Source organism: uncultured Jatrophihabitans sp., from assembly GCF_964251945.1.
GTDB lineage: Bacteria > Actinomycetota > Actinomycetes > Mycobacteriales > Jatrophihabitantaceae > Jatrophihabitans.
On sequence record NZ_CAXULP010000009.1, the window covers coordinates 110,405 to 117,571 of the forward strand.

The following is a 7,167-nucleotide window of genomic DNA, read 5'->3' on the forward strand; positions in this document are numbered from 1 at the left end:
CATGGCCAAGCGCATCGAGACCAAGGGTCTCGACATCTACTACGGCAAGTTCCTCGCCGTCTCCGACGTCTCGCTGACTGTCGCCCCGCGCAGCATCACCGCGTTCATCGGCCCGTCCGGCTGCGGCAAGTCGACGGTGCTGCGGACGCTGAACCGCATGCACGAGGTCATCGCCGGCGCTCGCGTCCAGGGCAAGGTGCTGCTCGACGGCGACGACATCTACGGCCCGTCGGTCGACCCGGTGGACGTCCGCCGCACCATCGGCATGGTGTTCCAACGGCCCAACCCGTTCCCCACGATGTCGATCTACGACAACGTCGTGGCCGGGCTGAAGCTGAACAGCAAGCGGCTCAAGCGCTCGGAAACCGACTCGATCGTCGAGAAGTCGCTGCGCGGCGCGAACCTCTGGGAAGAGGTCAAGGACCGCCTCGACAAGCCCGGCGCCGGTCTTTCCGGCGGCCAGCAGCAGCGGCTGTGCATCGCGCGGGCGATCGCGGTCGAGCCGCAGGTGCTGCTGATGGATGAGCCGTGCTCGGCGCTCGACCCCATCTCGACGCTGGCGATCGAAGACCTGCTGCAAGAGCTGAAGGAACAGTTCACCATCGTCATCGTCACGCACAACATGCAGCAGGCGGCCCGAGTCTCCGAGCGCACCGCGTTCTTCAACCTGGCTGGCGTCGGCAAGCCGGGGCAGCTGGTCGAGATGGACGACACCGAGAAGATCTTCGCGAACCCGTCCGACCGGCGCACCGAGGACTACATCTCCGGCCGCTTTGGCTGACCCGCCTCTTACGGGATTTTTTGTTGTCGTCCCGTGTGCCGGTCGAGAGACTCCGCCGCTGTCGCTGCTGGCTGCCAGCTGACCGGCGGGCCACCGTCCGTTCTGCGGAATGCACCCGCAGGTTTACGGTGCGTACGGGTAACGCTCAGAATCCCGGGTAAGCGACCGGCCTGAACGGGCATATTCGTCCCGCCGGTCAACGGAGCAGTCCTTTCCGAGCACCCAAGAACGTGCGGGGCTCGGCGCGTCCGCGCCCCGGGCAAGCCGGTCGAGCGGGACGGAAGGCGGAGCGAGTGCCAACACCAGCGGGTGGTCGTCGGGGGACGTCAACACTTCGCCGCGTGGCCGGCGGCCGAGCGACGCCGCTCGTCGCGTTCGGGATGGCCGCGGCGCTCGCGATCACGGCGGGCGTCACCGCCGGCGGCGGCGCGGCAGGCGCGAGCGGCCTGCAGGCGCAGTCCGTCGGCCGCTTCCTGGACGGCGAGGCCGGCGGCACGCCAATCCAGACCCTCGTTGACCTCAAGGACGCTCGGGCGACGTCGCCCGGCACGCAGACCAAGCAGAACCCCCTCGACGCCACGTTGCTGGGCCAGGCCGACATCCCGCTCAGCGACGCGCTGAAACTGCCTGGTGACGGCGCTCTCCAGCTGGGCGCGGCCAATCAGGTCGCCGTCGCGCGGGCCAACGGCTACTCCTACGGCGCGTCCGGCGCGGTTGCCAACAGTGGTGGAGTCTCGGTCGGGGGCAACGACAACACCTATCCGTCGGACGCGACCATCAAGCTCTCCGACGCCTCGCTCGGCGCAGTGACCATTCCCGGGCTGCCGGCCCTGCCCGCGGTTCCGGGCATCCCGGCGGTGCTGAACATCCCCGCAGTGCCTGGCATCCCCGCGGTGCCGGCCGTCCCCTCCACAAGCAAGGCTGGCCTGGGCAGCGTCCAGGCCTCGATCGGAGCGGTCGCGGCCATCGCCAAGACCGACACCAGCCGTGACCTGTCCTCGCCGACCTACCAGCTCGGCGACTTCGACCTGGTGCTCGCCTCGCCCGCGCTCGGCGCCCTGCTCGAGCAGCTCGCCGCTGGCGGGGCTGAGTTCAACACGCTTGTCGCCGGGATCAAGCAGACCCTCGCCGGCCAGACGATCCCGATCCCGGTGCCGTCGTCCTGCTCGCTGAGCTCGGGCACGCTGCCGACCCACCCCATCTCGTTGGACGGCGGGGCGGTGACCCTCGATCCGAGCAATGGTCGGGTGACGGTCAGCCTGGCGAAGCTGCTCAAGCAGCTGCACGCGGACATCAACGCGCTGCCGCCGAACACCGATCTGCTCGCCTACGTGCTGCACAATCTGAGCACCATCCTGTCCACGGGCCTCGAGTCGGTTGTTGCCGGGTTCACTGATCCGTTGCAAGAACTCGGGTCGACGTGCTTGTCCTCCACCGGCCCGTTGGGCACGGTTCTCACGACGGTGCTCTCGTCGGCGGTGACCGGCCGATCGCAGCTGGAGTCTGCGATCAACGACATCGCCACCGCATTGTCCGACTCCGGGGGCGGCGGCCTGGACGCCCTGACAGCCGGTCTGGGGCAGGTCGCCGACATCGGCGCGAATGTCCAGCAGGGCGGCTACCCGCTGTCCAGCGCGGCGGCGCCGAAGTACAAGTTCACCAGCTCGTTGGCCGCCACCGCCGACCAGGCGGACGCGCCGATCGACGGCCAAGGCGTCGTCCGCGCCCTCGAGATCGATCTGCTCAACCCGTCCTCGCTGACCCCGCCTGCCGCGCTCGCGCCGGCTCGAGCGACCAGCGGGGCCCAGATCGCTCTGGCGCTGGGCAACGCCGCCGCCGGCCCGGGCGTCGCGCCGGCGAGCGTCGCGGCGGCGACCACCGCGCCCGCGCTGGGCGTGGCCGGAGTGAGCGCGGCTGCGAGCGGCGCGAGCGCGGTGCCGACCGCGATCCCGGCCGGCCAGGCGAAACTGGGCGGCGGCGCGCCGGTGCTGCCGCTGGTGTTGGTGCTGCTCGGCCTGCTGCTCGCGGGTGGCGGCGTCCTCGGCCACCGGCTGCGCACGAAACCGTCGCACTAGCGAGTCGGCGGCGCGGGTCCCGCGAGCAGGGCGCTGACGGCTTGTCCGTTTCGGACAGCGGGCCGCGTCAGCTACGATTGCGAGACGGTCGGGCAGCTCGCCGCTCCCGCACCGTCGCGGCGCTGGGGGGTGTCGCGTCTTACCCGCGGGGGTGACGACGGCGATGGCTTATTCTGCGCACATGTCGGTGGCCGAGCGCCTTTCGTTGCGCTTCGGGCATTACGCGAGCTCCATGCTGATCGTCTCTATCGTGGCAGTGGTCGCGGTCGGCCTGCGCCCGCTGCCGGCGCCGTTCACTTACACCGGGCCGCCGGCGCTGTTCGGCTTCGTGCTGATCAGCTTCTTGCTAATGCGCCAGCACGACCGGCGCTTGTGCGAGCACTGCGCGCACGCCATCCCGCTGAACCCGGCAGAAACCGCGATGAAGCTGCGCCGCCGGTTCTGGATGGCGCACACCGGAACCGACCCGCGCTTCCTCATCCCGTATCTCGTCGTGCTGATCGGCTCGAACTTCGCGACCTCGGACATCGGCCGGGCCGGTTGGGCGCTCATGCAGCTGTCACTCATCTATCTGGTGCTCGCCCAGTCCACCCACCGCCAGCTTCAGCCCTGGTGCCCCCAGTGCAGCGAGGGCGGCGGCGGCCAGCACGTCGACGACGCGCCGCCAGTGTTGCCGAACGACGACCGCCAGCTCGTCTAGGCCGGTTCCGCGGCCAGATTGGGTCCGCAGTTCGCCCGCTTGCTACCGTGTTGCCCTAACCTCGCATGGCGGGGCACCAGCGAACGGGATGTGGCCATGTCGGTTCGCCGCTGGGCAGCGCTGCTTGGCTCGTGCGTGCTCGTGATCGCCGGGCTGGCGGCGCCCGGGGCCGCTCCCGCCGCTGCGGCCCCGACCCAGCTGCCGACAAACGTCTGCGCACGGCACGTGCCGGTCGGGCACTTCACCTGCTTCGCCGAGCGCAGCCCAGGCTCGACCCGCGCCGCCCGGGCGAGCGGCAGCCGATCGCCGCAGCGCGCCTCGATCGACGGCTACCCCCCGAGCGTCCTGCGCACGGCTTACGGCCTGACCGCGGCGGCGGCCAGCACGGCGCGCAAGGCGCCGCGGGTCTACGTGGTGGACGCCTACAACGACGCCACGGCTGAGGCTGATCTGGCGGTCTACCGCCGCCAATTCGGCATGCCGCCGTGCACGACCGCAAATGGCTGCTTCCAGAAACTGAACCAGAAGGGCGCGGTGTACCCGCTGCCGCGGGTGGACGCGAACTGGGCCGGCGAGATCGCGCTCGATCTCGACATGGTGTCGGCCATCTGCCCGCGTTGCGACATCACGTTGATCGAGGCCAACAGCGATGACAACAACCTGCTGGTGGCCGCCCGGACAGCGACCAGCCTCGGCGCCCGGTTCGTCTCGATGAGCTGGGGCGGCGCAGAAGACGGCAACGAGCGGAGCTATGACAACACGTATTTCCCGGCGGCGGCCGGCGTCGTTTACGCCGCAGCCACGGGAGACGGTGGCTACGGGGACGGCCAGGGCGACAGCACCGGCGCGTACCCCGCCACTTCGGCACGCGCGGTGGCAGTTGGCGGCACGACGCTGACGGTGAACTCGCAGACCCACGCACGCACCGCCGAAACGGCGTGGAGCGACGCGGGATCTGGCTGTTCGGGCGTCGTCTCTGCTCCTACGTGGCAGCGCCAGAACGCGCGGATCTCCGGGGCCTGCGACTCGTTCCGGGCTGCAGCCGACGTGTCGGCGGACGCCGACCCAGACACCGGGGTGGCGTTGTACAACAGCTACGACGGCGGCTGGACCGAGTACGGCGGCACCAGCGCCGCAGCCCCGATGATCGCGGCGGCGTACGCCCTGGCCGGGGTGCCCGCGACCTCGGCGGCCCCCGCGAAGACGCTGTACGACAACACGAACGAGCTATACGACCCGACGAGCGGCTCGAACGGAGTCTGCGGCCAGACTCGGGCCGCGAGATGCCAGGCGGGCGTTGGTTGGGACGGCCCGACCGGACTCGGCACCCTCAACGGTCTCGGCGCGCTCACGCCCGAGGTCGACTCGGCGGCGCACGTCGTGCGCGTCACGTATCCCGGCGCGCGCTCCGGCCAGGTCGGGACGCCGGCCCGCATCCAAGTCACCGGCGCCTCCTATCCCAGCGCGGCGCTGACGTACACGGCGCGCGGGCTGCCGCCCGGGGTGACCATCTCGAGGAGCGGGCTGCTGAGCGGCACCCCGACGCGCGCCGGCAACTACGCCCCGGTCGTCGTCGCCACCGACGGCCATGGCGGGAAGAGCTCGACGTCATTCCGTTGGCCGGTGGCCCTGGTGTGCTCAGCGCGCTTGGTGAGCAACGGCGGATTCGAGGCGGGCGCGAAAAGGTGGACGGCGTCCAAGGGCATCGTGCACAAGCTGGCCAGGCGCGCCCACCACGGCTCGCACTTCGTCCGACTCGATGGCCGCGGGCACAGGCACACCGACCGGCTGACGCGCACGTTCGCGATGCCGCTCGGCTGCCACGCGACGTTGAGCTACTACCTGAAGGTGACGACGAAGGAAAGCAGATCGACCGCGCACGATCGGATGTGGCTCAGAGTCAACGGCCGCACCCTCCAGTCGCGGACGAACCGCAGCGTCGGCCGGCGGTACAAGCACGTCACGCTCAATCTCAGCCGGTACAACGGCAAGCGGATCACCGTCTCGTGGGTAGGCCGGGAGAACCGCTCGCGGGCGACGAGCTTCTACTTGGACGACATCTCGATCAAGCTCAAGAAGTAGCGGCTCACGCTGTCGTAGGCGTCCTACTCTCTCGGCATGGCCGACGACGACTTCCCCTGGGAGCCTCCGCTCGCCGGGACGGAGGCCGAGCACCTGCTCGGCGCCCTCGACCGGCTGCGCACCACGTTTCGCTTCAAGGCCGACGATCTGGACGACGCCGGCCTGCAGGCCCGGATCGGCGCGTCCTCGCTGACGCTCGGCCAGCTGCTCAAGCACCTGGCGTTCGTCGAGGACTACTACTTCGGCGTCAAGTTGCGCGGCGCGTCGCCCGGCCCACCCTGGGAGACCGTCGACTGGGACGCGGCGCCGGAGTGGCCGTTCACGTCGGCGGCCGGCGATTCCGCCGCCGAGCTGTACGCGCTGTGGGACGGCGCGGTGCAGCGAGCACGCGCCACAACAGCCCAGGCCGTCGCCGAGGGCGGCCTCGACCAGCTGGTCGGACTCCCCGGTCCCGACGGCCGGCGGGCGAGCTTGCGGCGGATGCTGTTCGACCTGATCGAGGAGTACGGCCGGCACACTGGGCACGCGGACTTACTTCGCGAGGCAGTGGACGGCCGGGTCGGCGAGGATCCGCCGGCCGGCTGGCGGCCGGTGTCCGGCGGGGGCGGCTGAGCCGGCTGGGTCCTAGCTCAGCCGAGGCGATCGAGGAACTCGATCGATCGGGCAGTGAGCAGCGCGGCGGCGGCCGGCTCGTAGGAGGGCAGCGAGCTGTCGGCGAATAGGTGCTTGTCACCGGGGTAGGTGAACACCGCTGCCGTGTCCGGGCCGACGGCGGCGACCAGCTCACGCGCGGCGTCCAGGTCGCCTTCGAGCGCGAAGAACGGGTCGTTGTCCATGCCGTGCACCTGGACCGGCACGCCGGGCGGCCAAGGCCCGAACGACCAGTCGGCGCTCAGGGAGACGAACGCGTCGTAGAGCAGCGCGCCGCGGGCGCCGGGCCGCGTCTGGGCGAGCCGCTGCGCGTTCGCGCCGCCGAAGGAGAACCCGGCGTAGACGAGTCCGGGCGGCAGCTCGGCGACCGCGGCGTCGACCCGGGTGTCGAGGACGTCGTCACCGATGCTGCGGACGAGCGCCATGCCGTCGTCGATGGTCGCCGGAGTCCGGCCATCGAAGAGATCCGGCGTGTGCACGACGTGGCCACCGGCGCGCAGCTCGTCAGCGAACGCGAGCAGCCCGTCGGTGAGGCCCTGCACGTGGTGGAACAGCACGACTTCAGCCATCTGCGCTCCTGACGTCGAGAGAAGTGCGGTTGAGTGCCCACATGCTCTCAGGACGGTCGGACACACCGGCCCGCGTCGGCCCGAATCTCGCCTGCCGCGTTCGATCACCTTTTCCGGCGGCAGGGACGCTGTCAGCGGCGCGCCGCGACGCCTGTACCGGAAAACCTGATCGACGCCAGCCCGGACGCGCCCGGTCGGGACAGGTGGACGGTCGGCGTCGGGCGAGGGTGACCCCTAGTCATTTCTAGCAATTTGACCTGACTTGGCTCATTGGATCTTGGGGTCGTGAGTGGCTGCTGTGTTTGCTGG

Annotated in this window: 6 protein-coding genes; 5 read left to right on the top strand and 1 reads right to left on the bottom strand. The window is 70.4% G+C overall.

Translation table 11 applies throughout. The features are described 5' to 3' along the window. Window position 1: 1 nt before the first annotated feature. The 5 genes from pstB to ACFFBG_RS16130 all read left to right on the top strand — a co-directional run bounded on the left by pstB (window position 2) and on the right by ACFFBG_RS16130 (window position 6,250). Entirely contained in the window at window positions 2-781 is a 780-nt protein-coding gene (pstB, locus tag ACFFBG_RS16110; protein WP_375480535.1) for a phosphate ABC transporter ATP-binding protein PstB, read from the top strand. A gap of 341 nt (window positions 782-1,122) precedes the next feature. Beyond that, a complete protein-coding gene (locus ACFFBG_RS16115) occupies window positions 1,123-2,856 on the top strand; it encodes a choice-of-anchor G family protein (RefSeq protein ID WP_375480537.1) in 1,734 nt (577 codons plus the stop codon). A 232-nt stretch (window positions 2,857-3,088) separates the two neighbouring features. Then, window positions 3,089-3,556 (top strand): hypothetical protein, encoded by a 468-nt coding sequence (locus tag ACFFBG_RS16120; protein ID WP_375480539.1) that lies wholly within the window; start codon window positions 3,089-3,091, stop codon window positions 3,554-3,556. 96 nt (window positions 3,557-3,652) lie between these two features. After that, window positions 3,653-5,638 (top strand): S8 family serine peptidase, encoded by a 1,986-nt coding sequence (locus ACFFBG_RS16125; protein ID WP_375480541.1) that lies wholly within the window; start codon window positions 3,653-3,655, stop codon window positions 5,636-5,638. A 36-nt stretch (window positions 5,639-5,674) separates the two neighbouring features. After that, complete coding sequence (locus ACFFBG_RS16130) at window positions 5,675-6,250, top strand: DinB family protein (RefSeq protein WP_375480543.1); 576 nt, start codon at window positions 5,675-5,677, stop codon at window positions 6,248-6,250. A 17-nt stretch (window positions 6,251-6,267) separates the two neighbouring features. On the opposite strand, the gene ACFFBG_RS16135 is transcribed toward ACFFBG_RS16130, so the two are convergent. Beyond that, the gene (locus ACFFBG_RS16135) at window positions 6,268-6,858 is read right to left on the bottom strand and encodes a dienelactone hydrolase family protein (RefSeq protein ID WP_375480545.1); all 591 of its coding nucleotides are present in this window, start codon (window positions 6,856-6,858) and stop codon (window positions 6,268-6,270) included. Window positions 6,859-7,167: the final 309 nt, after the last annotated feature.

Excerpts from the sequence above, each read along its gene's own strand:
- ACFFBG_RS16120 (WP_375480539.1), top strand. The coding sequence starts at position 3,089 with ATGCTGATCGTCTCTATCGTGGCAGTGGTCGCGGTCGGCCTGCGCCCG.
- ACFFBG_RS16125 (WP_375480541.1), top strand. The coding sequence starts at position 3,653 with ATGTCGGTTCGCCGCTGGGCAGCGCTGCTTGGCTCGTGCGTGCTCGTG.
- ACFFBG_RS16135 (WP_375480545.1), bottom strand. The coding sequence starts at position 6,858 with ATGGCTGAAGTCGTGCTGTTCCACCACGTGCAGGGCCTCACCGACGGG.
- pstB (WP_375480535.1), top strand. The coding sequence starts at position 2 with ATGGCCAAGCGCATCGAGACCAAGGGTCTCGACATCTACTACGGCAAG.
- ACFFBG_RS16130 (WP_375480543.1), top strand. The coding sequence starts at position 5,675 with ATGGCCGACGACGACTTCCCCTGGGAGCCTCCGCTCGCCGGGACGGAG.